Genomic DNA, 24,352 nt, shown 5'->3' with positions numbered 1-24,352 from the left:
TGGTTCGACCTCGCGCAGAGAACCTAATGCCCCAAAACACCTACTTACGTAGGCAAAAGACTCCGTTATGTAGTTGTGATTGCGTGTGAAGGCCCCCTGTCGGGTGACAGGGGGCCTTCGAAAGTGTTACGTCAGTTGAAGTCGACGGCGCGGATCGTGTGCGCGCCGACCGAGGCGCCGATCGGCTCCAGCAGGTGCGCGTCGATGTGCCGGTCGACGCGCAGCAGCATCACCGCGTCCGAGCCGTCCGTCGTCTGGCTGATCTGGGCGGCCTCGATGTTGATGCCCGCCTCGCCCAGCAGTGTGCCGACCCGGCCCATCACGCCCGGGCGGTCCGGGTACTCGACCAGCAGCACGGTGCCCTCGGCCCGCAGGTCGAAGCCGCGGCCGTTGACCTCGACCAGCTTCTCGACCTCGTCGAGGCCGGTGACCGAACCCGACACGCTCAGCACCGCGCCGTCGGCGTGCACCGCGCGCACCGTGACCAGACTGCGGAACTTCGGGCTCTCCGGCTCGGTCTCCAGCTCGACCTGCACGCCCAGCTTCTCCGCCAGCTGCGGCGCGTTGACGAAGGTGACCTGGTCCTCGACCACGCCGGTGAACACCCCGCGCAGCGCCGCCAGCTGCAGCACGCTGGTGTCCTCGCTGGTCAGCTCGCCCTTGACCTGCACGGTCACCGACGTCGGCGACGTCGGGTTCAGTGCGGTCAGCAGCTGGCCGAGCTTCTGGGTCAGCGACAGGTACGGGCGGACGTGCTCGCCGACCGCGCCGCCGCCGGAGACGTTCACCGCGTCCGGCACGAAGTCGCCGCGCAGGGCCAGCAGCACCGACCTCGCGACGTCGGTGCCCGCGCGGTCCTGCGCCTCGGCCGTCGAGGCGCCCAGGTGCGGCGTCACGACGACGTTCTCCAGCTCGAACAGCGGGCTGGACGTGGTCGGCTCGGTGACGAAGACGTCGACGCCGGCCCCGCCGACGTGGCCCGAGCGCAGCGCGTCGGCCAGGTCCTGCTCGACGATCAGCCCGCCGCGGGCGGCGTTCACGATGATGACGCCGGGCTTGGTCTTCTTCAGCGCCTCGGCGTCGATGAGGCCCTTGGTCTCCGGCGTCTTCGGCAGGTGGATGGAGATGGCGTCGGCGCGGGTCAGCAGTTCGTCGAGGGTGACGAGCTCGATGCCGAGCTGCGCGGCGCGGGCGGCCGAGACGTAGGGGTCGTAGGCGATGAGGTGCGTGTCGAAGGCGGCGAGGCGCTGGGCGAACAGCTGGCCGATCTTGCCGAGGCCGACCACGCCGATGGTCTTGCCCTGGAGCTCGACGCCGGAGAACGAGCTGCGCTTCCACTCGCCGCCGCGGAGGCTCTGGTCGGCGGCCGGGACCCGGCGCGCGACCGACAGCAGCAGGGCGACGGCGTGCTCGGCGGCGGAGACGATGTTCGACGTCGGCGCGTTGACGACCAGGACGCCCCGCTCGGTCGCGGCGGGCACCTCGACGTTGTCGAGGCCGACGCCGGCGCGGGCGACGACCTTCAGCTGCGTGGTGGCCGCGAAGACCTCGGCGTTCACCTGGGTGGCGGAGCGGACCAGGAGCGCGTCGGCGCTCTTCACCGCCTCGAGCAGCGCGGACCGGTCCGTGCCGTCGACGTGCCGGACCTCCACCTCGTCACCGAAGACACTCAGCACGGAGGGCGCGAGCTTCTCCGCGATGAGGACGACGGGCTTATTGGGCTTGCTCACGATGCGGCTCCCACTATCTGGTCATTTCCAGGACGCTCTGTGTCGACAAACGGTCATTGCACGTCGTTGTGCCCCGGTCGAGCCGGAGTTTAACGCGCAGGAGCGCCCCGTGGCGTCCCCCGGTGTTAACTCGCCCGTAATCCTTCGAAAACAAGAGCCAGCAGCCGTTGCATGCCCCCTTCGCCGGGCAGGTGCCCACCCGCCCAGGATGTCGCGTGCAGCAACAGAAGCAGCTCCTCCGTGGTGACGTCGGGGCGAAGCTCGCCCGCCTGCTTCGCGCGTTCCACCAGCTGGGAACCGACGTCGCGCATGGCGTGGCAGGATTCGTACAACCGGGACGATTCGTCGTTCAGCGCGTCGGCGGTGAGCTCGACCAGCCCGCGAAAGGTGCCGGTGGCGTCCCCGAGCCCCGCCAGCCACGTCTGCAGGGCGGTCAGCGGCTCGGGGTGGCCGAGCAGTTCGCGGGCCCGCTCGGCCTGGGTGTCGAACCGGGCCCGCAACAGCGCCTCGAGCAGCGCGTCCCGGGTCGGGAAGTGCCGGTAGAGCGTGCCGATGCCGACCCCGGCGCGGCGCGCGATGTCCTCCAGTGACGCCTCGACGCCGTGCTCGGCGAAGGCGCGTTGGGCCTCTTCGAGGAGGCGCTCGTAGTTGCGGCGGGCGTCCGCGCGCATCGGTTTCACGTCGGTCATCGCAGTCCCGACCTTACTCGCTAGCCAATCGGAGGCTGCCTCCGTATATTACCGGAGGCAGCCTCAGCTTACTGGAGGGAACTCGAGGATGACCCTGATCGAAGACACCCGCGCCCGGCTCGGCGCGGTCGGCGCCTGGTTGCCGAGCGCGCCACTCGCCCCACCGCCGGACGTCGAACGCGCGGCCACCCGACGGCTCGCCGACGCCGGCTACCGCTCGATCTGGAGCGGCGAAGGACCCGGCAGCCGCGAAGTGCTCGCCCACTTCGGCGACCTGCTCGCGTCGGTGCCGGACGTCGTGCTCGGCACCGGCATCGCCAACGTCTGGTCCCGCCCCGGACGGACCGCCGAGAAGGGCGGCGCCACCCTCGCCCACGCCCACCCCGGCCGGTTCGTCCTCGGCATCGGCATCGGGCACGCGTTCCAAGCCACGAAGTACGGCGCGGACTACCGGCCACTGGAGCAGATGCGCGGCTATCTGTCCGAAATGGACGCCACGGCGGCCGAAAGTCCCCCGGCCATCGCGTTTCCGCGCGTGCTGGCCGCCATCGGGCCGCGCATGCTGGAGCTGGCGCGCGACCACGCCGACGGCGCGCACCCGTTCGCCCAGCCGGTCTCGCACACGCCGTACGCCCGCGAAATCCTCGGCCCGGACAAGCTGCTGATCCCCCAGCAGGCCGTCGTCCCCGGCACCCGCGAGGACGCCCGGGCCCACGTGCGGCGCAGTGTCGCGCAGTTGCGCGAGCACCGGGCCCAGGCCTACCTGGCGGGCTGGGAACGGCTCGGGTACACGCGAGCCGACATCGACGGCCCGAGCGACCGGTTCGTCGACGACCTCGTCCTCTGGGGCGACGGGAAGACGATCGCCGAGCGGCTCGGCGAGCTGCTCGACGCGGGCGCGGACCACGTGCTGCTGACGCCGTACGCAGCTTCGTTCGACTCCATTGTGGACCTATTGGCCGACCTGGCCCCGGAGGTGACCCGATGAGCGTCGGGATCTGGCAGTTCTTCGACGGCGCACCGATCGACGCGGTGCGGGAAACGGCCGCCGAAATCGAGGAACTCGGCTTCGCCGCGATCTGGTTCGGCGAGTACGGCGGGCGCGAGGCGTTCACGCAGGCGTCGCTGCTGCTCACGGCGACGTCCCGGCTGACGATCGCCACCGGCGTCGCGCGGTTCGACCAGCGGTCCCCGCTCGCGGCGGAAGGCGCCATCCGGGCACTGGGCGAGGCCCACCCGGGCCGGTTCATCGCGGGCCTCGGCGGGCACCGGCCGGGCGCGCGGCCGCTCCCCGCGTTGCGTGAATACCTCGACGGCATGGACGCGGCCGAGCTGCCGGGGCTGCCCCGGCCGTCCCCGCGCCCGCTCCGGGTCCTCGCGGCACTGGGCCCGAAGCTGCTGGGCCTGGCGGCCGAACGCGCCGACGGCGCCCACCCCTACTTCGTCCCGCCGGAACACACGGCGATGGCCCGCGAACGCCTCGGGCCGGGCAAGTACCTCGCCGTCGAGCAGGCGGTGGTGCTCGACGCGGCCCCCGAAGCGGCCCGCGAGCACGTCGGCCTCTACGTCCGGCAAGCACCGCACCACCAGGCGAACCTGCGCCGCCTCGGCTTCACCGACGACGACCTCGCCGACGGCGGCAGCGACCGCTTGGTCGACGCCATCGTCCCGTGCGGCGAACAGGCGGTGGCGGCCCGGATCCGGGCCCACCTCGACGCGGGCGCCGACCACGTCTGCGTCCAGGTCCTGGCCCGCACCCCGAAGTCGTACCGCCGCCTGGCCGACCTCCTCCCGTGAGCAACCCGGATCTCGCGTGACCAGACCCGTAACCCACGTGAACGAGCCCGGATCTCGCGTGATCGGAGCCGTAACTCGCGAGTTCCGGCTTCAATCACGCGAGTTCCGTCGGCAATCACGCGAGATCCGGGTTCGGCGGTAGGGTGGCGGGGCGCGGTGCGGGCCGCGCCCCGTCCGCGGAAAGGGCCGAGCCCACCCCCGTTTCACCGCACCACCAGCTCCGCACCTCTTTCCTGCCCGGTGCCGGCGGACCACGGGCGACGAGGGAAGGAGGCACCATGGGCGTGCTGCCCGCGAAACCCAGCCTGGACCAGCTGCGCAAGCGCGCGAAGGACCTTGCGCGTGCCGAAGGCGTGAAGCTGTCCGAAGCGCAGTTCCGGATCGCCCGGGACCACGGCTTCCCGAGCTGGCCGAAGCTGCAGGCCTACGTCCGGCGCGTCACCGAGCACGGGGACGGCCTGCAGCACCCGTACCACCAGGACGTCGAGTACTACGCCGAGCGCGCGCTCGGGTTGCTCGCCTCGGCCGAGGACGGCACGCCCGGCGCGAACGAGCCGTTCGACCGCTGGAACCAGCCACGCACGCGCGACGGCGCCCGAGCCGTCATCGCCCGCGAGCACGGTTTCGTTTCCTGGCAGGCACTCCGCACCCACGTCGAGTCCCTTGTGGACAGCGGCGAGCCGTTCGCCCGTGCGTACCGGGCGATCGAGGCACGGGATCCCGAGCGGCTCGAAACGCTCCTGACCGAGTTCCCCGGGCTCGTCGGCGCGCGCGGAACCAACGGCAACGACCTGCTCGGCATGGCCGGCGCCACGCACGACGAGCGGCTCAGCCGGATCCTCCTCGACCACGGCGCCGACCCGGCCCGCGGCAACGTCCACGGCTGGACACCCCTGCACCAGGCCGCCTACAGCAACCTGCCGCTCCTGCTCGACCTGCTCCTGCGGCACGGCGCACCGGTCGACGTCCCGGCCCGCGGTGACGGTGGCACGCCGCTGGTCGTCGCCCTGTTCTGGGGACACCGCGAAGCTGCGGAGACGCTGGCCGCGCACAGCCGGGCGCCGGGCAACCTGCGGGTCGCGGCCGGGCTCGGCGACGCCGGCCTCCTCGCCGAGCTCCTGACCTCGGGCCGTGGCGGCGCCCACCGCGGTTTCTACCGCCCCCACAGCGGTTTCCCGCGCTGGCAGCCGGCGGACGACCCGGTCGAGGTCAAGAACGAAGCCCTCGCGTGGGCGGCGCGCAACGACCGCGTCGACGCGCTCAGAACGCTCGTGGCCGCCGGCGCCGACGTGAACGCCGACGTCTACCGCGGCACCGCGCTGGCCTGGGCGGCGGCACAGGGCAGGCTCGACGCCGTCCGGACGCTCCTCGGCCTCGGCGCCGACGTGAACTTCCGCGGCACGTTCGGCGGCCCGCACCACGGCGAGGGCGTCACGGCCCTGCACCTGGCCGCGCAGTCCGGGCACCTCGGCGTCATCCGCACCCTCGTCGACCACGGCGCCGACGTCGCCGCCCGCGACGCGATCTTCGGCAGCACCCCGGAAAGGTGGGCGGAGGTGTGCGGGCAGCCGGCCGCACGGGACCTGCTCCGGTAGCCAACCGGAGCTTCAGGCCTCTTCGAGGTCCTCGGGCAGGTCGAACTCGCCGTCGCGGACGCCCTTGACGAACGCGTCCCACTCCCCCGGCGTGAAGACGAGGATCACGCCGTCCGGCTTCGCCGACTGCCGCATCGCGGTGTAGGTGACACCGTCGGTGTGCTCGATGAAGGCGTACTCGACGCAGTCGTCGAGGGTGACGCCTTCGGGCTCGGCCCGGATCCACTCGGCCTTCGTGAAGTCGAGGTGGTGCCGGATGTGCGCCTTGTCGTCGACCGGCTGATCATTCATGTCTCCAGCGTAGCGACCCGGGCACCGAACGCACTGATGGGGACGCCCGGTGCGGGCGTCCCCATCAGCGTCTTGGAAATGAGACTGTGGTGCGAAAGAAGGTCAGGCGGTTTCGGTGATCGGCCGGTCCACCCACGACATCAGGTCGCGCAGCTTCTTGCCGGTCGCCTCGATCGGGTGCTGGTTGCCCTGCTCCTCGAGCTTGGTGAAGTTCGGCCGGCCGGCCTCGTCCTCGGCGACCCATTCGCGGGCGAACGTGCCGTCCTGGATCTCGCCGAGGATCTTCTTCATCTCTTCCTTGACCGCCGGCGAGATGACGCGCGGGCCGCGGGTCAGGTCGCCGTACTCGGCGGTGTCGGAGATCGAGTAGCGCTGGCGCGCGATGCCGCCCTCGTACATGAGGTCGACGATCAGCTTCAGCTCGTGCAGCACCTCGAAGTAGGCGATCTCCGGGGCGTAGCCGGCCTCGGTGAGCACCTCGAACCCGGTCTGCACCAGCGCGGAGGCGCCGCCGCAGAGCACGGCCTGCTCGCCGAAGAGGTCGGTCTCGGTCTCCTCGGTGAACGTCGTCTTGATGACGCCGGCGCGGGCACCACCGATGGCGGCCGCGTAGGACAGCGCGAGCGCCTGGGCGTTGCCGGAAGCGTCCTGCTCGACCGCGATGAGCGCCGGGACGCCCTTGCCGTCGACGAACTGGCGGCGGACCAGGTGACCCGGGCCCTTCGGGGCGACCATGGCGACGTCGACGTTGGACGGCGGCTTGATCAGGTCGTAGCGGATGTTGAAGCCGTGCCCGAAGAAGAGCGCGTCGCCGTCCTTGAGGTTCGGCGCGATGTCCTGCTCGTAGATGTGCCGCTGTTTGGTGTCCGGCGCCAGGATCATGATCAGGTCGGCCTCGGCCGACGCCTCGGCCGGGGTGAGCACGCGCAGGCCCTGCTCCTCGGCCTTCGCCCGCGACTTGGACCCCTCGGGCAGGCCGATGCGGACGTCGACGCCGGAGTCGCGCAGGCTCAGCGAGTGGGCGTGGCCCTGGCTGCCGTAGCCGATGACAGCGACCTTGCGCCCCTGGATGATCGAGAGGTCGGCGTCGTCGTCGTAGAAGATTTCCACTGCCATGGGGGTTACTGCTTCCTTTCCTGACTTACAAAGTTTCTAACGGGGCGAAGTCGCGGTGATCGAGCGGGCGCCACGGCCCACCGCGACCATGCCCGACTGCACCAGCTCGCGGATGCCATACGGCTCCAGCATCCGCAGCAGGGCGCCGATCTTGTCCGACGTCCCGGTCGCCTCGACGGTGAGCGCCTCCGGGGACACGTCCACCACCTTCGCACGGAAGAGCTGGACGGTTTCGAGGACCTGGCTGCGCACGGTGTTGTCGGCGCGCACCTTCACCAGCAGCAGTTCGCGCTGCACGGCGGTCGACTGTTCCAGCTCGACGATCTTGATCACGTTGACCAGCTTGTTGAGCTGCTTCGTCACCTGTTCGAGCGGTAGCTCTTCCACGGCGACCACGATCGTCATGCGGGACACCTCGGGGTTTTCCGTGGGCCCGACGGCGAGGGACTCGATGTTGAAACCGCGCCGGGAGAACAGGCCCGAGACGCGCGCGAGCACACCCGGCTTGTTCTCGACCAGGACACTCAGCGTGTGGACGCTCATCTCAGCGCTCACCTTCCCCAGCGGCTTCCGCGGCGGCCTCGGTCGTCTCCACCGAAACCTCGTCGTCGTCGAACAACGGCCGGATGCCCCGGACCGCCATGATCTCGTCGTTGCCGGTGCCGGCCGCGACCATCGGCCACACCTGGGCATCCTTCCCCACGACGAAGTCGATCACGACGGGGCGGTCGTTGATCTCCATCGCGCGGCGGATGGTGGCGTCGACGTCTTCGCGGGTCTCGCACCGCAGGCCGGCGCAGCCCAGCGCCTCGGCCAGCAGCACGAAGTCCGGGATGCGGTGTTTGTGCGTGCCGAGGTCGGTGTTGGAGTACCGCTCCGAGTAGAAGAGGTTCTGCCACTGCCGGACCATGCCCAGGTTGCCGTTGTTGATCACGGCGACCTTGATCGGCGCGCCTTCGATGGCGCAGGTGGCCAGCTCCTGGTTGGTCATCTGGAAGCAGCCGTCGCCGTCGATCGCCCACACCTGCTTGTCCGGGACGCCGAACTGCGCGCCCATCGCCGCGGGCACCGCGTAGCCCATGGTGCCGAGGCCGCCGGAGTTGATCCAGGTGCGCGGGTTCTCGTACTTGACGAACTGCGCGGCCCACATCTGGTGCTGGCCGACGCCGGCGGCGTACACCGCGTCCGGGCCGACGAGCTCGCCGATCCGCTCGATGACGTACTGCGGCGACAGCGACCCGTCGTCCGGCCACTCGTAGCCGGCCGGGTAGTTCTTGCGCCAGTCGTCGGCCTGGGTCCACCAGTCGGTGAGGTCGGGCCGGCCGCCGTGGTCGAACTCCACCTTCACGGCGGTGATCAGCTCGCCGATGATCTCCTTGCAGTCGCCCACGATCGGGACGTCGGCCTTGCGGTTCTTGGAGATCTCGGCCGGGTCGATGTCGGCGTGCACGATCGCGGCGTCCGGCGCGAACGAGGACAGCTGGCCGGTGACCCGGTCGTCGAACCGGGCGCCGAGCGCGATCAGGAGGTCGGCGCGCTGCATGGCGGCGACCGCGGCGACCGTGCCGTGCATGCCCGGCATGCCGAGGTGCTGCGGGTGCGAGTCGGGGAACGCGCCGCGCGCCATCAGGGTGGTGACGACGGGGATGTTCGTCAGCTCGGCGAGCTGCTTCAGCTGCTCGTGCGCCTCCGCCTTGATGACGCCACCGCCGACGTAGAGCACCGGGCGCCGCGACTTCGCGATCAGCTTCGCGGCTTCGCGGACCTGCTTGCCGTGCGGGCGCAGCGTGGGGCGGTAGCCCGGCAGCCGCAGCTCGGTCGGCCAGGAGAACGAGGTCATCTCCTGCAGCACGTCCTTGGGGATGTCCACCAGCACCGGGCCGGGTCGGCCCGTCGACGCCAGGTGGAACGCCTCGGCGATGGTCCGCGGGATGTCCGCGGGGTCGGTGACGAGGAAGTTGTGCTTGGTGATCGGCATGGTGATGCCGCAGATGTCGGCTTCCTGGAACGCGTCGGTGCCGATCAGCGCGCGGGACTGCTGGCCGGTGATGGCCACGACCGGGACGGAGTCCATGTTCGCGTCGGCGAGCGGGGTGACCAGGTTGGTCGCGCCCGGGCCCGAAGTGGCCATGCAGACGCCGACCTTGCCGGTGGCCTGCGCGTAGCCGGTGGCCGCGTGGCCGGCGCCCTGTTCGTGGCGGACCAGGATGTGGCGGACCTTCGTCGAGTCGAGCAGGGGGTCGTAGGCGGGCAGGATGGTGCCGCCCGGGATCCCGAAGACCACCTCGGCGCCGACGGCCTCGAGCGAGCGCACGAGCGACTGGGCGCCGGTGACGCGCACCGGCGTTCCCGCCGGTGGCGCCGGCTTCGGACGTGCTCCGGGCGTTCCGGGCGTCGGCCCGGGTTTCGCGTCGCTGCGCGACGTGGCACTGGTCATCGGATTTGCCTCGTAGGTCTCGGTGTCACTCGTTCGGGTCGGTTTTGTGCGGTGGGGCGGGGAATTGCTTCCCTAGGGCAACAAAAAACCCTCGCCGACCGTAAGGTCGCACGAGGGTTCGCGCGTCGACGCAGCGGAAAGTCTTCCCTAAGCGTCGACGCGCTTGGGAAGTACGAGGCCGGTCAGCGGTGTCACGGCGATGACGCTAGACCGAACGCCATGCGGGTGTCAACTCTGCGGGATGACGAGTCCGCATGCTGGACACCGTCGCGGTGCACGTCACTGGCGCCCGACCCGGGTTCGGGCCGGGCGTGCGCGCGGTGCACCATTTCCCCGTGGCCGAAAAACAGCAGGACGAGGGCCGGAAGGCCGTCTTCCGCGTCCCCCGCACGTCCTTCATGGCGATCGCTCTCCTGACGATCTGCGTGACGCCGATCGCGCTCGGGGAGATCCCGTACCTGCAGTGGCTCTACCTCATCCCGATCGCGCTGGCGGTGTTCGTGATCCGCCACCGCACGGTGGCGACCCGCTCGGGGCTGGCGGTCCGGACGATGTTCGGCCACCGCGACATCCCGTGGTCGGCGCTGAAAGGGCTGGCGATCACGAAGAAGGCGCGGGTGCAGGCGGTGCTGCAGGACGACACGAAGGTGCCGCTGCCGACCGTGCGGACCCGGCACCTGCCGGTGCTGTCGCTGGTCAGCGAGGGACTGGTCGCCGACCCGAGCGGGGTGCTCGAAGCCGAGGACATCAAGCCCGGGACGTCACCCGGCGAGTAACCCGGGTGGCGGTCGGCGTAAATTGGTAGGACCAGTTTCGCCGGCCACCCTTTGACCTGGGAGTTCCCGTGCCGCCTCTCCGTTCCCGGACCACCACCCACGGCCGCAACGCGGCGGGCGCGCGCTCGCTCTGGCGCGCCACCGGCATGACCGACAGCGACTTCGGCAAGCCGATCGTGGCGATCGCCAACTCCTACACCCAGTTCGTGCCCGGCCACGTGCACCTGAAGGACCTCGGCGAGATCGTCGCCGGGGCGGTCAAGGAAGCCGGCGGCGTCGCGCGCGAGTTCCACACGATCGCCGTCGACGACGGCATCGCGATGGGCCACTCCGGCATGCTCTACTCGCTGCCCTCGCGCGAGATCATCGCCGACTCGGTCGAGTACATGGTCAACGCGCACCAGGCCGACGCGCTGGTGTGCATCTCCAACTGCGACAAGATCACCCCGGGCATGCTCAACGCCGCGATGCGCCTGAACATCCCGGTCGTGTTCGTCTCGGGCGGCCCGATGGAGGCGGGCAAGGCCGTCGTCGTGGGCGGTGTCGCGCAGGCCCCGACCGACCTGATCACCGCGATCGCGGCCTCGGCCAGCAGCGAGGTCGACGAAGAAGGGCTCGGCATCGTCGAGCGTTCGGCCTGCCCGACGTGCGGGTCGTGCTCCGGCATGTTCACCGCGAACTCGATGAACTGCCTCACCGAGGCGCTGGGGCTTTCGCTGCCGGGCAACGGCTCGACGCTGGCGACGCACGCCGCGCGCCGCGCGCTGTTCGAGGAGGCCGGCCGGACCGTCGTCGAGCTGTGCCGCCGCTGGTACGAGGAAGACGACGCTTCGGCCCTGCCGCGCTCGATCGCGTCGAAGGCGGCGTTCGAGAACGCGATGGCGCTCGACATGGCCATGGGCGGTTCGACGAACACGGTGCTGCACGTCCTCGCGGCCGCCCAGGAGGGCGAGGTCGACTTCACGATCGCCGACATCGACGCGATCGGCCGCCGCGTGCCGTGCCTGTCGAAGGTGGCGCCGAACTCGGACTACCACATGGAGGACGTCCACCGGGCGGGCGGAATCCCGGCGATCCTCGGCGAGCTGTACCGCGGCGGCCTGCTCAACACCGACGTGTGGTCGGTGCACTCGCGCGATCTGAAGTCGTGGCTCGAGACGTGGGACATCCGGGCCGATTCGCCTTCTCCCGTTGCTCTCGAGCTGTTCCACGCGGCGCCGGGCGGGGTCCGCACGACGCAGGCGTTCTCGACGTCGAACCGCTGGTCGTCGCTGGACACCGACGCGGCGGCGGGGTGCATCCGCGACGTCGAGCACGCGTACACGAAGGACGGCGGCCTGGCGATCCTGCGCGGCAACCTCGCGGAGAACGGCGCGGTGATCAAGGCCGCGGGCATCGACGAGGACCTGTGGCACTTCGAGGGCCCGGCGCGGGTCCTGGAGAGCCAGGAGGAAGCGGTGTCGGCGATCCTGAAGAAGGAGATCCAGCCGGGCGAAGTCCTGGTGATCCGCTACGAGGGCCCGGCGGGCGGCCCGGGCATGCAGGAGATGCTGCACCCGACGGCGTTCCTCAAGGGCTCGGGCCTCGGCAAGAAGTGCGCGCTCATCACGGACGGCCGCTTTTCGGGTGGCTCGTCGGGCATTTCGGTGGGCCACATCTCCCCCGAGGCGGCCGCGGGCGGCCTGATCGGCCTGGTGGAGAACGGCGACCGGATCCTGCTGGACATCCACGAGCGGCGCTTGGAACTGCTGGTCGACGAGCCGGTGCTGACCGAGCGGCGCGCGAAGATGGAGGCGTCGGAGCGGCCGTGGCAGCCGAAGGACCGCCAGCGCCCGGTGACGGCGGCGTTGCGCGCCTACGCCCGGATGGCCACGTCGGCCGACACCGGCGCGGTCCGCGACGTGAACAAGTAATCCCGGCTGGCGCCGTGCGGCGGGCCGCCGGATCGCCGCGGCCTCGCACAGGCACTGTTTGAAAGGGCCGTCCCGGCTTCCCGGGGCGGCCTTTTCGGTGCCCGAAAGACCCCCACCGGCCAGGGGGACCCCCGATTTCAACGTTACCGGGGCGCACCGACAATTCCGGCCCCGCGCACCGCGGTTGTCCACAGGCGCGTGCCGAGCCGCCGAGTTGTCCCCAGCCGACCGCTACCGCGTCAGAACGATGACCACCACGGCGGCCGCGGCGGCCAGCAGCAGCGACACCAGCCCCAGCGGCAACGGCCGCCTCCGCCAAGGCGTGTTCCGCTCCAGCGAAATCGGCCCGGCCCCGGTGAACAGCAGGCTCAACGCCGAACACGCCAGCAGCAGCTCGAACTCGAACCCCTGCCCCGCCCCCTCGAAGAACCCGCCGTGGAACTTCGCGTACACGGCATTGGCCGCCACCCCGAGCAGCCCGGCCGCGGCCAGCGGCGTGAACAGCCCGACGATCACCAGCGCCCCGCCGGCCACCTCGGTGATGCCGGTGATCCACGACAGCAGCGTCGTCTGCTTGTGGTAGCCGTACGTCTCCAGCACCCGCGCGAACCCGCCGATGCCCGGCCCGCCGAACAGGCCGAACAGGTGCTGCAGGCCGTGCGCGCCCATGGTCACGCCGAGCGCCAGCCGCAGGATCAGCAGGCCGAGGCCGAGCCCGCCCTGGCGCGGGGTGTCGTCCGACCGATCGTCCTCGACGCCCGACAGAAGGCTGGTGGGCTGCTGCGAAAAGTCGTCTCCACTGCTCACGCGCGAAGGTTAGGGGATCGCGGCGAGCCTGGCGAGCTCAGTATTCGCCGTGCACCAGGTTGTCCGGCAGCTCGCCGCCGGCGTACCGGGCGATCTCGGCCGCGGCCACGGCGTACGAACGACCACGAACCCCGCGCACGGCCCCGCCGACGTGCGGGGTCAGCAGCAGCCCCGGCGCCGTCCACAACGGATGCCCGGCGGGCGGCGGTTCGGGGTCGGTGACGTCCAGAGCGGCCCGCAGCCGGCCCGTGGTCAATTCGGCGACCAGGGCACCGGTGTCCACGACGGCGCCGCGGGAGACGTTGACCAGCACCGCGCCGTCGCGCATCCGGGCGAGGAACTCCGCGTCGGCCATGCCCCGCGTCCGGGAGGTCAGCGGCACCATCAGCACCACGACGTCGTGGTGCTCGAGCAGGCCGGCCAGCTCGCGCACGCCGTGCACGCCCTCCCGCGCGGTCATCCCGACCATCGTGCAGCGCACGTCGAACGGTTCGAGCCGCCGCCGCAGGTGCTGCCCGAGGTCGCCGGCGCCGACGACGAGCACGCGCTTGCCCTGCAGCGTGTCCGCCGTCTGCCGCTCCCACCGGCCTTCGCGCTGCGCCACGGCGAAGACGTCCAGTTTCCGGTAAATCGACAGCAGCGCGGCGACGACCCACTCGGCCGTGCTCCCGCCGTGCGCGCCGCGGCAGGTGGAGAGCAGGACGCCGTCGGGCACCTTGCCGACCCAGTCCTCGGCGCCCGCGGACAGCAGCTGGATCAGCTTCAGGTTCGGCAGCGTGCGCCACAGCTGCTCGCCCGGCGGGTGCTTGCCGGGGATGAGCACCTGGGCTTTCGCGGCCTCGGGCGGCACCGGCTCGCCCCACTGGTAGCGCACGGGGAGGACCCGCGGGACCTCGGCGAGCACGGTCATGCCCTCGTCGTCGGGCACCAGCACGGTCAGCGTCATGATCCCCAACGTATCGAGGAGTACTCACCCATGGTTCACGCACCGGCCCCTAGGCTGGGGGATCATGCGCACCCGCTACCGCTCGGCCCTGCTGGCGATCCTGGCCTGCGGCGTCCTGCTGCCCGCCGGGTGCGCGCGGTTCGACAACACCGCGGCCGGCCAGACGTTCAGCCCCGCTCCCGTCCCGAGCCCCGAGTCGCCGCCCGAGGTCCAGGGCCCCGGCGCGGACTCCGGGAGCGACCCCAAGCAGGCGCGGCCGGGCCAGTCGGCCGCACCGGTGCCGCCGCCGCAGGGCTGCAAGGACTTCGACCCGTCGGTGATCGCGACGTGCCTGGACACCGTCGCCGCGGTGGCCGGCCTGCCGGGTGACGGCTCCACGCCGAGCGCGCTGGCCGGCGAACGCAAGAGCGGCCGCGTCCTGCTGGCGACGGGCGGCAAGGACGCGACGGACTTCGCGAAGCTCGACGTCCAGGCGGACGGCGACGGCGGGCTGACCGGGCTCGCGGTGTCCCCGTCGTACGTCGAGGACCAGCTGGTGTTCGCCTACATCACGACCCCGACCGACAACCGTGTCGTGCGGTTCGCCAAGGGCCAGCCGCCGAAGCCGGTGCTCACCGGCATCCCGAAGGGCGCGTCCGGCAACCGCGGCACGATCGGCACCGACAACCGGGGCGCCCTGCTGGTCGCGACCGGCGACGCGGGCAACCCGAACGCCGCGGCCGACGCGAACTCCCTCGCGGGGAAGCTGCTGCGGATCGACACCTCCGGCAAGGCCGCGGCGGGCAACCCGAACGGCTCACTCGTGGTGGCGACCGGTCTGCACGCGCCGGGCGGGGTGTGCGCGTCGGCCGACGGCGGCCGCGTCTGGGTCACCGACCGCCTCGCCGACAAGGACGCTCTCTACCGCGTCCAGGCCGGCGGGCCGCTGACGGCGCCGGCGTGGACGTGGCCCGACAAGCCGGGCGTCGCGGGCTGCGCCGACTTCGTCGACGCCAACGGCTCGCTCTCGGTCGGCACGTCGCTGGCCGGCGACCTGCAGAACCTGCCGGTGACCCCGGACGGCGCGATCAGCGGCAAGCCGACGGTGAGCCTCGACGGCAAGACCGGCAAGCCGCCGGTGACGTACGGGCGGCTGGCCGGGATGAGCATGATCAACCCGCAGCTGGCGGTGGCGGGCACGGTCAACAAGGACGGCGGCAGCCCGGTTTCGAGCGATGACCGCGTCGTGCTGATCACCCCGGCCACCTCCGGCGGCGGCAACGGCAAGGACTGACGTCCGGGCGGAACCTCGCGCCGGCCGGCCCGCGTGACACGAGCCGGCCCGGCGCGAGACTCACGCCAGCGGCTTCAGCTCCACCCGCCGTCCCTCGGCCGACGACGTCAGCCCGGCCTCCGCCACCTGCAGCCCCCGTGCGGCCGAGAAGAAGTCGTAGCGGTGCTGCCGCCCGGCGACGACGTCCCGGACGAACTCCTCCCACTGCGCCTTGAAGCCGTTGTCGAACTCGGCGTTGTCCGGCACTTCCTGCCACTGGTCGCGGAACGGCTCGGTGGCCGGCAGGTCCGGGTTCCAGACGGGCTTCGGCGTCGCCGAGCGGTGCTGGACGCGGCAGCGCCGCAGCCCGGCGACCGCGCTGCCCTCGGTGCCGTCGACCTGGAACTCGACCAGCTCGTCGCGGAAGACCCGCGTCGACCACGACGAGTTGATCTGCGCGATCACCCCCGACTCGAGTTCGAAGATGCCGTACGCGGCGTCATCCGCCGTCGCCGCGTACGCCTCGCCCTGCTCGTCCCAGCGGCGCGGGACGTGCGTCACCGCCTTGGCCGTCACGGCCGAAACGCGGCCGAAGAGGTTCTCGAGCACGTAGTTCCAGTGGCAGAACATGTCGAGCACGATCCCGCCGCCGTCCTCGGCGCGGTAGTTCCAGCTCGGGCGCTGCGCTTCCTGCCAGTCGCCCTCGAACACCCAGTAGCCGAACTCGCCGCGCACCGACAGGATCCGCCCGAAGAAGCCCCCGTCGATCAGCCGCCGCAGCTTGAGCAGCCCGGGCAGGAACAGCTTGTCGTGCACGACGCCGTGGCAGATCCCGGCGTCCCGGGCGAGCCCGGCCAGCTCCAGCGCCGCCGGCAGCGTCTCGGCGAGCGGCTTTTCGGCGTAGACGTGCTTGCCGGCGGCGATCGCCTCCCGCACCGACGGCTCGCGTGCCGAGGTCAGCTGCGCGTCGAAGTAGATCTGGACGTCTTGCAGCGCGGAGGCGGCGTCGGTGGTCCACGCGGTCAGGCCGTGCCGGTCGGCGAGGTCCTTGAGCTTCGCGGCGTTGCGCCCGGCGAGGATCGGCTCGAGCTGCACGCGGCGGCCGTCCGGCAGGGTGACGCCACCCTGTTCGCGGATCGCCAGGACCGACCGGAGGAGGTGCTGCCGGTAGCCCATCCGGCCCGTCACCCCGTTGAGCAGCACTCCGATGCTGGACTGGTTCATCACTGCAAGCCTTCCTGGTCGAGCGGGATGTCGTATTCGGCGCGGCGTCCGCACATGCCGTAGCCGTCGGGGTTCGACGGCGTCGCGACCCGCAGGCCGGACCGGTCGAGGTGGCTCCCGTCGCCGTCGGCGAGCGCCTTGAGGTGCGCACCGGTCAGTTCGGCGGCCCGCAACGCCCCGGCCTGCCAGCGCGGTACCCACTCTGCGACCTTCGGCGCGACGAGCGCGACGGCCGCCCGGTGGAACGCCCGCAGCGGTTCCGGATCGCCGTCCCGCAGCGCGTCACGCAGCGGCAGGTATCCGCGAACGGCCAGGTCACGGCGCTGCCGGGCGGCGTCGTCGGTTTTCGGCAACGCCGCGGCCTCGGCGTAGGCGGCCGCGTCGGCGAGCACGTCCGGCGGGAACGTGAAGACGGCGTCCCCGGCCTCCGGCAGCCCGCTGTTCTGCATGAGGACGGTGACGCGCAGGCCGTCGTCCTGCACCATCCGGTGCACGGTGCCGGGCGCGAACCACGCGATCACCCCGGCCTTCAGGGGCGTCTCCGCGTAGCCGCCGACGCTCAGGGTCTGGACGGCGCCGCGGCCGCCGGTGACGACGTAGGCCTCGGTGCAGGCGAGGTGGACGTGCGGGCTGCCGCCGCAGACGCCGTCCTCGGCCGCCCAGTCGTAGGCGCGCAGGTGCGAGACGCCGATGCCACCCGGGAGCGGGAAATCGTTCATGACCAGCCGTGCCCGTCGAGGTAGCGGGCCACCCGGTCGCGGTCCCAGGCCCCGTCGGCGACGACGATCCGGTAGCGGTAGGCGAAGCTCTCGCCCGGCGGCAGCTCGAACTCGTCGAAAAACGCCCACGAGAAAGCGACCATGGGCGTCTCCTGGGAACGGACGAACCAGTGCGACTCGTGGATCGCCTTGTCGTTCTCGGGCGCGTGGGCGAAGACGAGCGTCGAATGCGCGTCGACGTCGTCGTGTTCCCCGACGAACGCGAGCCACGGCGCCTGCGCGCCCATCATCGCCTCGCCCTCGAGGTCGCCGGGCCCGAGGACCCGGCCCCCGCCGAAGTCCCGGGGCCCCCGCCAGTGCAGACCGGTGTACCCGGCCTGCTCGCGGCCGGCGGTGGTCGGGCTGCCGAACACGAGCGGGGCGTCGCGGACGTTGGTCAGCTCGATCCCCCAGTCGAGCACCCAGGCCCCTTCGGCCGGCTCGACCGAGTGGACGACGATGTCGCGGCGCTCCCGTGCCCATTCGTCACCGCCGTTGGCCACCCAGGTGAGGTTCTCGGTGAGGCTCAGCCGATCGCGTTCGACGGTGAAGCCGGCGAATTCGTCGTGCCGCATGGAGCCGATGCGGTCGGGCAGCTCCTGGTACCAGTCGCCCGGGACGTAGGTGTGGCCACCCCAGAAGTTCTGCCCGGACAGGTGGCTCGCCGTCATCTGCAGGCCCTTGTGCCAACGGTGGTCGGCGGGCCGGTAGCCGCTGACGTGCCGGCCGCCGAGGGTCCGCAGCGGGTGGGCGTAGGGCTTGCGCGCCTCGTAGGCCACCGGGTCGGGCCGGTACACATAGGACATCAGCTGGACGCCGCCCGCCTCGACGGCAACGTGCTCGCCGTGCCGGTGGGTCACCGTGATCGTCGCGCTCATCCCCGTGCTCCTGTCTGGGTGCGGGTGCCGGCCATGGAGCGGTAGAAGGCGTCGCCCGGCCCGATCTCCCCGCGGCGCACGCCGAGCCCGGTGGAGGCGGACTTGTAGAGCGCGGCGGCGAACTCCAGCACCCGCCGCCCGTCGTCCCCGCTGCACGGCGGCCGCCGCCCGGCCCGGTAGGCGGCCAGAACCGGCGCGAACGCGGCGGCGTGCGAGCTGTCGACGTCGGCGGCCGGGGTGTGCCACCGTTCGACGGCCTCCCCGGCGACGTGCGGAGCCGGCGTATAGCGCCAGTCCTCGACGCCGTACCCGTAGAGGTGGGTGAGCTCCGCGGTGGCGAGCTCGCAGTCGATCCGGATCCGGCTCACCTCGTCCGGCGAGAGGACGCTGTTGACGACGGTCGCGAGCGCCCCCGACTCGAACCGGACCAGCGCGGTGGAGACGTCTTCGGTCTCGACGTCGTGCACGAGCCGGGCGGTCATCGCGCGCACCTCGGCCCAGTCGCCGAGCAGGTGGAGCAGCAGATCCATCTGGTGGATGCCGTGGCCCATGGCCGGCCCGCCACCCTCGGTCTCCCAGCGCCCCCGCCACGGCACCGCGTAGTAGGCGGCATCGCGGTACCAGGTGGTCTGGCAGTGCGCGACGAGCGGACGCCCCAGCTCCCCGCCCGCAAGCAGCTCCCGGAAGTGCACGGCGGCCGAGCCGGACCGCTGCTGGTAGACGAAGGCCGCGTACGGCCCACCGTCCTGCTCGGCGGCGGTCATCTCGTCGTATTCGGCCAGCGACCGGCACGGCGGCTTTTCGCACCAGACCCAGGCCCCGCTCTCGAGCGCCTCCTTCGTCTGTTCGACGTGCAGGCTCGGCGGCGTGCAGATCGAGACGAGGTCCGGCTCCTGCTCGGCGAGCAGGGTGCCGAGGTCGCGGTAGGGCTTGGCGTGGCCGGTCCCGGCGCAGAACGCGGCGACCCGCGCCTCGTCGACGTCCGCGGCGGCCACGATGTCGACGTCTTCGTGGTGTGCTTCGAAGGCGGTCCGGTGGCTTTCCGCGATGGCCCCGGTCCCGACGACGGCCACCCGCAAGCGCTTTCCCTGAGCCAACCCGGGTCTCCCTCCACGGCTCCGGCGCCCCAGCAGCGCCGATCCGCGCCACCCGTCCACCCACGGGGCGGCGGTGTCCGCGGCCGGGCTGCGCCTCTCCGACCGTTCCAGAAAGCGCTTTCTCATGCAACGGGCGGCCGTGATGTCAACGTTGTCAACGATCGCGATCCACCGGTCGGACGACTCGCGTACCCGGTCAGGAATTCTCCGGCGGCAGGACTCTTACCAAAGGGCCCGTGGCGCCGCGTCCGCGAAGATCAGCCGATCTTGCCGCGCGCCTTGCCCGGCTGCCGGCTCTCGGCCCGCATCGCCAGCATGTCCAGGAAAGCGGCAACACCGGACACCAGCGCCGCGAACAACCCGAGGAACCGGCCAAGGCCGGGCCCGATGGCGACCCCGGCGGCCTCGAAGATGCCGCGCTGGTCGGCGTCGAACTCCCAGTCCAGGGTGAACCAGCCCAGCACCATCAGCAGCAGCGACGCCGCGGCGACCACCAGCCACAGCTGCGGCAGGCCACTGACCCGCAGGGTCCGGACTCGTCCGAAAACGACCACGGCCAGCCCGGCCAGCAGCAACGGCAGCGGCGGGCACCAGGCGAAGAAGCTCGAGTGCCACGCGTCGCGGACGACGTCGCCCCGGGGCAGCTGCGCGAGGATGTCTTCGATGTCCGGTTTGGTGGCGGTCAACGTGGTCCACGGCAGGAACGTCGAGCCCAGCGCGAGCAGCCCGGCCGCCAGGCCGAGCCACTCGCGCCAGGTGACGCTTTTGACGAAACCCGGCAACGTCAGGAACCGACGCGCTCGATGATCAGTTCACGGACCCGCTTGGCGTCCGCCTGCCCCTTGGTCGCCTTCATGACCGCGCCGACGATGGCACCCGCCGCGGCAACCTTCCCGCCGCGGATCTTGTCCGCGACGTCCGGCTGCGCCGCCAGGGCCTCGTCGATCGCCGCGAGCAGCGCCGAGTCGTCCGAGACGACCTTCAGCCCACGCTTCTCGACGACCTCCCGCGGCTCACCCTCCCCGGCAAGCACGCCCTGGACGACTTCCTTCGCCAGCTTGTTCGTCAGTTCGCCGGACGTCACCAGCCCGATCACCTCGGCCAGCTGGCCCGGGGTGATCGCCAGCTCCGCCAGCTCGACCTCGCGGGCGTTGGCCTCCTGGGCGAGGGTGTTGACCCACCAGCCGCGCGCGTCGTCCGGCGACGCACCGGCCTCGACGGTGGCCGCGACGAGGTCGACCGCACCGACGTTCAGCAGGTCACGCAGGGCTTCGTCGGAAAGCGACCATTCCTGCTGGATCCGCTTCCGCCGCTCCGACGGCATCTCCGGCAGCGTCCCCCGCAGCTGTTCGACCCACTCGCGCGACGGCGCGATCGGGACCAGGTCGGGCTCCGGGAAGTACCGGTAGTCCTCGGCGGTCTCCTTCGTCCGGCCGGGCGAAGTGGTGCCGTCGGCCTCCTGGAAGTGCCGCGTCTCCTGCTTGATCGAACCGCCGTCGGCGAGGATCGCCGCCTGCCGCGTCATCTCGTAGCGCACCGCGCGCTCGACGCTGCGCAGCGAGTTGACGTTCTTCGTCTCGGTGCGCGTGCCGAACTCGGTCGCGTCCTTCGCCATCAGCGAGACGTTCGCGTCGCACCGCAGCGAGCCCTGGTCCATCCGGACGTCGGACACGTCGAGCGCGCGAAGCAGGTCCCGCAGCGCGCTCACGTAGGCCCGCGCGACCTCGGGCGCCCGCTCACCGGTGCCCTCGATCGGCTTCGTCACGATTTCGATCAACGGCACGCCGGCCCGGTTGTAGTCGAGCAGCGAGTGCTCGGCACCGTGGATCCGCCCGGTGGCGCCGCCGACGTGCAGCGACTTGCCGGTGTCCTCCTCCATGTGCGCGCGCTCGATCTCCACGCGCACGACCTCGCCGTCGTCCAGCGTGACGTCGAGGTAGCCGTTGAAGGCGATCGGCTCGTCGTACTGCGACGTCTGGAAGTTCTTCGGCATGTCCGGGTAGAAGTAGTTCTTCCGCGCGAACCGGCACCACTCGGCGATCTCGCAGTTCAGCGCGAGACCGATCCGGATGGCACCCTCGACGGCCTTGCCGTTGACCGCCGGCAGCGCCCCGGGCAGGCCCAGGCAGGTCGGGCAGACCTTCGTGTTCGGCTCACCGCCGAATTCGTTCGGGCAGCCGCAGAACATCTTCGTGTTCGTGTTCAGCTCGACGTGGACCTCGAGCCCGAGCACGGGGTTGAAGCGTTCGATGACGTCGGCGTAGTCCATCAACTCGGCCACGGCAGTCACTTCGTTCCTCCCAGCTCCGGGACCTTGTGGATGAGCGAGCCACCGGCGGCGGCGTCACGGGCGGCCTCGTAGGCGGCACCGACTCGGTAAAGCCGGTCGTCGGCCAGCGCCGGGGCCATGATCTGCAGCCCGACCGGCAGGCCGTCCTCGTCGGACAGCCCGCTCGGCACGCTCATGGCGGCGTTGCCGGCCAGGTTCGACGGGATCGTGCACAGGTCGGCGAGGTACATCGCCATCGGGTCGTCGACGCGCTCGCCGATCTTGAACGCCGTGGTCGGCGTCGTGGGCGAAACGAGGACATCGACCTGCTCGAAGGCGGCGTCGAAGTCACGCGTGATCAGCGTGCGCACCTTCTGCGCCGAGCCGTAGTAGGCGTCGTAGTAGCCGGACGACAACGCGTAGGTGCCCAGCATGATCCGCCGCTTGACCTCGGCGCCGAAGCCCTTCTCCCGCGTCAGCGACATGACCTCTTCGGCGCTGTGCGTGCCGTCGTCGGCGACGCGCAGGCCGTAGCGCATGGCGTCGAACCGCGCGAGGTTCGACGAGCACTCGCTCGGCGCGATCAGGTAGTACGCCGGCAGCGCATAGACGAAATTCGGACAAGACACCTCGACCACGTCGGCGCCGAGCGCCCGCAGCTGCTCGACCGCGGCCTGGAAGGACCGCAGCACGCCCGGCTGGTAGCCGTCGCCGCCGAACTCCTTCACGACGCCGACCTTGACGCCCTTCAGGTCACCGTTCGCGCCCTGGCGCGCAGCGGCGACGACCGGCGGCACCGGCGCGTCGATGGACGTCGAGTCCCGCGGGTCGTACCCGGCGATGACCTCGTGCAGCAGGGCGGCGTCGAGCACTGTCCGCGCGCAGGGCCCGGCCTGGTCGAGCGAGGACGAAAAAGCGACAAGGCCGTAGCGCGACACCCCGCCGTAGGTCGGCTTGACCCCGACGGTCCCGGTGACCGACCCGGGCTGCCGGATCGACCCACCGGTGTCGGTGCCGATGGCGATGGCGGCCTCGAACGCCGCGATCGACGCCGACGAGCCACCACCCGACCCGCCCGGGATGCGGGCGTGGTCCCACGGGTTGTGCGTCGGGCCGTAGGCGGAGTTCTCGGTCGACGACCCCATGGCGAACTCGTCCATGTTCGTCTTGCCGAGGATGACGACACCGGCCTCGCGCAGCTTGCGCGTCACGGTCGCGTCGTACGGCGGCAACCAGCCTTCGAGCGTTTTCGAACCACAGGTCGTCGGCACGCCCTCGGTGGTCAGGACGTCCTTGAGCGCGAGCGGCACACCGGCCAGCGGCGACGCGGGCGCCTTCCCCTCGGCGATGCCCTCATCGACGGCCTTGGCCGCGGCCAGCGCGCCCTCGGTGTCGACGTGCAGGAACGCGTGGATGTGGTCGTCGACCTCGGCGATCCGGTCCAGGTGGGCCTGCGTGACCTCGACCGCGGACACCTCACGCGAGTGGATCTTCTCCGCCAGTTCGGCGGCGGTCAGCTTGATGAGCTCGGTCACTGCTCTTCCCCCAGAATCCGCGGCACCCGGAAACGGCCCTCTTCGGCGGCCGGCGCACCGGCCAGTGCCTGCTGCTGCGAGAGCCCGGGGACGACGACGTCCTGTCGGAAGACGTTCGTCAGCGGCACGGCGTGCGACGTGGGCGGCACATCGGCGGCGGCGACCTCGCTCACCTTGGCCACCGAGTCCAGGATCTGGTCGAGCTGGCCGGCGAAGACGTCGATCTCGTCGTCGGTCACGGCCAGCCTGGCCAGCTTCGCGAGGTGCGCGACCTCGTCTCGGGAAATGTTGGGCACGCGGGTGACTCCCGGGTTGTGCTGTGCGGGTTGTCTCGGAAGCTGCAAGTCTATGGTGGCGGCGCGGGCGGACTCGACTGGGTTACGCCCGGCGCAAGCCGGCTGCCGTCCGGCGACGCTCACATCCCGCCCGGCGGACAGCGGGTCCCGCGAGCCGGGCGGGTCTGTCACAATCGGCGACCGGCATCGAGCGTCCCACGGCAAGGCTGGGACGCCAGAGGTGAGAGGGGCGCGTGGTGTCGTTCCTGATCCGGGTCCTCCTTCCGGACAGCCCGGGGACCCTCGGCGCGGTCGCCACGGCGCTCGGCACGGTAGGCGCCGACATCCTCAGCGTGGACGTCGTCGAGCGCGGCAGCGGAGTCGCCGTCGACGACCTGGTGGTCGAGCTCCCGTCCGGCCGCCTGCCCGACGCGCTGATCACGGCGGCGGAGAGCGTCGAGGGTGTCGAGGTCGACGCGGTCCGTCCCTACGCAGGCGTTCTGGACACGCACCGTGAGCTCGAGCTCGTCGAGGAGATCGCCGCGCAGCCGAAGTCCGGCCTCGACATCCTCGCCGAGGGCGTCCCCCGCATCGTGCGCGCCGGCTGGGCGATGATCGTCGAGCATTCGGAGACCGGCGCGGTCCGGCTGGCCTCGTCGAGCGCGGCCCCCGAAACCCCGATCACCGACCTGCCGTGGCTGCCGCTCGAACGTGCGACGGTTCTCGACAGCGAGGAAGCCTGGATCCCGGAGACGTGGAAGGAGCTCGGCACCGAGCTCGCCGCAACCCCGCTCGGCAAACCAGGCAAGGCGCTGCTCGTCGCCCGCCCGGGCGGGCCGAACTTCCGCGCCGCCGAGGTCGCCCGGCTCGCCCACCTCGCCGGCATCGTCGCGGTCGTCCTGGACGGCTAGCGACGAGCTCCCCTCACGTCGCCGAAAGGGACGAGCCCCGCTGGGGTTCGTCCCTT

The 24,352-nt window shown here is 71.4% G+C and carries 23 protein-coding genes; 7 read left to right on the top strand and 16 right to left on the bottom strand.

Features of this window, described 5'->3' with window-relative positions:
• Positions 1-131: 131 nt before the first annotated feature.
• Positions 132-1,730 (bottom strand): phosphoglycerate dehydrogenase, encoded by a 1,599-nt coding sequence (serA, locus tag ACLJQE_RS25785; RefSeq protein WP_410641927.1) that lies wholly within the window; start codon positions 1,728-1,730, stop codon positions 132-134.
• A gap of 125 nt (positions 1,731-1,855) precedes the next feature.
• Entirely contained in the window at positions 1,856-2,419 is a 564-nt protein-coding gene (locus ACLJQE_RS25780) for a TetR/AcrR family transcriptional regulator (protein ID WP_410641926.1), read from the bottom strand.
• Positions 2,420-2,507: 88 nt separating this feature from the next.
• On the opposite strand from ACLJQE_RS25780, the gene ACLJQE_RS25775 reads away from it, so the two are divergent.
• The 3 genes from ACLJQE_RS25775 (at position 2,508) to ACLJQE_RS25765 (ending at position 5,811) form a co-directional block, all read left to right on the top strand.
• Entirely contained in the window at positions 2,508-3,407 is a 900-nt protein-coding gene (locus ACLJQE_RS25775) for a TIGR03620 family F420-dependent LLM class oxidoreductase (protein WP_410641925.1), read from the top strand.
• Positions 3,404-4,216 carry a TIGR03620 family F420-dependent LLM class oxidoreductase gene (locus ACLJQE_RS25770; RefSeq protein ID WP_410641924.1) on the top strand — a complete coding sequence of 271 codons (813 nt, stop codon included), beginning with the start codon at positions 3,404-3,406 and terminating at the stop codon, positions 4,214-4,216. The genes ACLJQE_RS25775 and ACLJQE_RS25770 overlap by 4 nt, the downstream gene beginning before the upstream one ends.
• 278 nt (positions 4,217-4,494) lie before the next feature.
• Positions 4,495-5,811, top strand: coding sequence for an ankyrin repeat domain-containing protein (locus tag ACLJQE_RS25765; protein WP_410641923.1), 1,317 nt, complete (start codon positions 4,495-4,497; stop codon positions 5,809-5,811).
• A gap of 12 nt (positions 5,812-5,823) precedes the next feature.
• Here the strand turns inward: ACLJQE_RS25765 and ACLJQE_RS25760 are convergent, their stop codons facing one another.
• The 4 genes from ACLJQE_RS25760 to ACLJQE_RS25745 all read right to left on the bottom strand — a co-directional run bounded on the left by ACLJQE_RS25760 (position 5,824) and on the right by ACLJQE_RS25745 (position 9,655).
• Complete coding sequence (locus ACLJQE_RS25760) at positions 5,824-6,102, bottom strand: DUF397 domain-containing protein (protein ID WP_410641922.1); 279 nt, start codon at positions 6,100-6,102, stop codon at positions 5,824-5,826.
• A 102-nt stretch (positions 6,103-6,204) separates the two neighbouring features.
• Positions 6,205-7,218 carry a ketol-acid reductoisomerase gene (ilvC, locus tag ACLJQE_RS25755; protein WP_360267039.1) on the bottom strand — a complete coding sequence of 338 codons (1,014 nt, stop codon included), beginning with the start codon at positions 7,216-7,218 and terminating at the stop codon, positions 6,205-6,207.
• Between the two features lie 36 nt (positions 7,219-7,254).
• Complete coding sequence (gene ilvN / locus ACLJQE_RS25750) at positions 7,255-7,761, bottom strand: acetolactate synthase small subunit (RefSeq protein WP_003080760.1); 507 nt, start codon at positions 7,759-7,761, stop codon at positions 7,255-7,257.
• 1 nt (position 7,762) lies between these two features.
• The gene (locus ACLJQE_RS25745; protein ID WP_410641921.1) at positions 7,763-9,655 is read right to left on the bottom strand and encodes an acetolactate synthase large subunit; all 1,893 of its coding nucleotides are present in this window, start codon (positions 9,653-9,655) and stop codon (positions 7,763-7,765) included.
• Positions 9,656-9,990: 335 nt separating this feature from the next.
• On the opposite strand from ACLJQE_RS25745, the gene ACLJQE_RS25740 reads away from it, so the two are divergent.
• Both ACLJQE_RS25740 and ilvD read left to right on the top strand, forming a co-directional pair.
• Positions 9,991-10,431, top strand: coding sequence for a PH domain-containing protein (locus ACLJQE_RS25740; RefSeq protein ID WP_410641920.1), 441 nt, complete (start codon positions 9,991-9,993; stop codon positions 10,429-10,431).
• 68 nt (positions 10,432-10,499) lie between these two features.
• On the top strand, positions 10,500-12,344 hold the full coding sequence (gene ilvD / locus ACLJQE_RS25735) for a dihydroxy-acid dehydratase (protein WP_410641919.1): 1,845 nt from the start codon (positions 10,500-10,502) through the stop codon (positions 12,342-12,344).
• 231 nt (positions 12,345-12,575) lie between these two features.
• Here the strand turns inward: ilvD and ACLJQE_RS25730 are convergent, their stop codons facing one another.
• Complete coding sequence (locus tag ACLJQE_RS25730; RefSeq protein WP_410641918.1) at positions 12,576-13,151, bottom strand: DoxX family protein; 576 nt, start codon at positions 13,149-13,151, stop codon at positions 12,576-12,578.
• Between the two features lie 37 nt (positions 13,152-13,188).
• The gene (locus tag ACLJQE_RS25725) at positions 13,189-14,097 is read right to left on the bottom strand and encodes a 2-hydroxyacid dehydrogenase (RefSeq protein WP_410641917.1); all 909 of its coding nucleotides are present in this window, start codon (positions 14,095-14,097) and stop codon (positions 13,189-13,191) included.
• A gap of 64 nt (positions 14,098-14,161) precedes the next feature.
• Between ACLJQE_RS25725 and ACLJQE_RS25720 the strand changes: the two genes are divergently transcribed.
• Positions 14,162-15,370, top strand: a complete 1,209-nt coding sequence (locus ACLJQE_RS25720; RefSeq protein WP_410641916.1) for a PQQ-dependent sugar dehydrogenase — start codon at positions 14,162-14,164, stop codon at positions 15,368-15,370.
• Between the two features lie 60 nt (positions 15,371-15,430).
• On the opposite strand, the gene ACLJQE_RS25715 is transcribed toward ACLJQE_RS25720, so the two are convergent.
• The 8 genes from ACLJQE_RS25715 to gatC all read right to left on the bottom strand — a co-directional run bounded on the left by ACLJQE_RS25715 (position 15,431) and on the right by gatC (position 23,406).
• The gene (locus ACLJQE_RS25715) at positions 15,431-16,573 is read right to left on the bottom strand and encodes a Gfo/Idh/MocA family protein (protein WP_410641915.1); all 1,143 of its coding nucleotides are present in this window, start codon (positions 16,571-16,573) and stop codon (positions 15,431-15,433) included.
• Positions 16,573-17,292 (bottom strand): cupin domain-containing protein, encoded by a 720-nt coding sequence (locus ACLJQE_RS25710; RefSeq protein ID WP_410641914.1) that lies wholly within the window; start codon positions 17,290-17,292, stop codon positions 16,573-16,575. The genes ACLJQE_RS25715 and ACLJQE_RS25710 overlap by 1 nt, the downstream gene beginning before the upstream one ends.
• A complete protein-coding gene (locus ACLJQE_RS25705) occupies positions 17,289-18,209 on the bottom strand; it encodes a PmoA family protein (protein WP_410641913.1) in 921 nt (306 codons plus the stop codon). Before ACLJQE_RS25705 ends, ACLJQE_RS25710 begins: the two co-directional genes overlap by 4 nt.
• Positions 18,206-19,306, bottom strand: a complete 1,101-nt coding sequence (locus tag ACLJQE_RS25700; RefSeq protein WP_410641912.1) for a Gfo/Idh/MocA family protein — start codon at positions 19,304-19,306, stop codon at positions 18,206-18,208. The genes ACLJQE_RS25705 and ACLJQE_RS25700 overlap by 4 nt, the downstream gene beginning before the upstream one ends.
• 257 nt (positions 19,307-19,563) lie before the next feature.
• Positions 19,564-20,094 carry a hypothetical protein gene (locus ACLJQE_RS25695; RefSeq protein ID WP_410642122.1) on the bottom strand — a complete coding sequence of 177 codons (531 nt, stop codon included), beginning with the start codon at positions 20,092-20,094 and terminating at the stop codon, positions 19,564-19,566.
• Positions 20,091-21,596 (bottom strand): Asp-tRNA(Asn)/Glu-tRNA(Gln) amidotransferase subunit GatB, encoded by a 1,506-nt coding sequence (gatB, locus tag ACLJQE_RS25690; protein WP_410641911.1) that lies wholly within the window; start codon positions 21,594-21,596, stop codon positions 20,091-20,093. Before gatB ends, ACLJQE_RS25695 begins: the two co-directional genes overlap by 4 nt.
• Positions 21,593-23,110: an Asp-tRNA(Asn)/Glu-tRNA(Gln) amidotransferase subunit GatA gene (gatA, locus tag ACLJQE_RS25685; RefSeq protein ID WP_410641910.1), complete on the bottom strand. Its 1,518-nt coding sequence runs from the start codon at positions 23,108-23,110 to the stop codon at positions 21,593-21,595. The genes gatB and gatA overlap by 4 nt, the downstream gene beginning before the upstream one ends.
• On the bottom strand, positions 23,107-23,406 hold the full coding sequence (gene gatC, locus ACLJQE_RS25680) for an Asp-tRNA(Asn)/Glu-tRNA(Gln) amidotransferase subunit GatC (RefSeq protein ID WP_285988990.1): 300 nt from the start codon (positions 23,404-23,406) through the stop codon (positions 23,107-23,109). The genes gatA and gatC overlap by 4 nt, the downstream gene beginning before the upstream one ends.
• 236 nt (positions 23,407-23,642) lie before the next feature.
• On the opposite strand from gatC, the gene ACLJQE_RS25675 reads away from it, so the two are divergent.
• The gene (locus ACLJQE_RS25675) at positions 23,643-24,296 is read left to right on the top strand and encodes an amino acid-binding protein (protein WP_043781008.1); all 654 of its coding nucleotides are present in this window, start codon (positions 23,643-23,645) and stop codon (positions 24,294-24,296) included.
• Positions 24,297-24,352: the final 56 nt, after the last annotated feature.

This window comes from Amycolatopsis sp. lyj-346 (assembly GCF_046548975.1).
Taxonomy (GTDB): Bacteria; Actinomycetota; Actinomycetes; order Mycobacteriales; family Pseudonocardiaceae; genus Amycolatopsis.
This window is presented reverse-complemented; position numbering and strand designations above follow the sequence as displayed.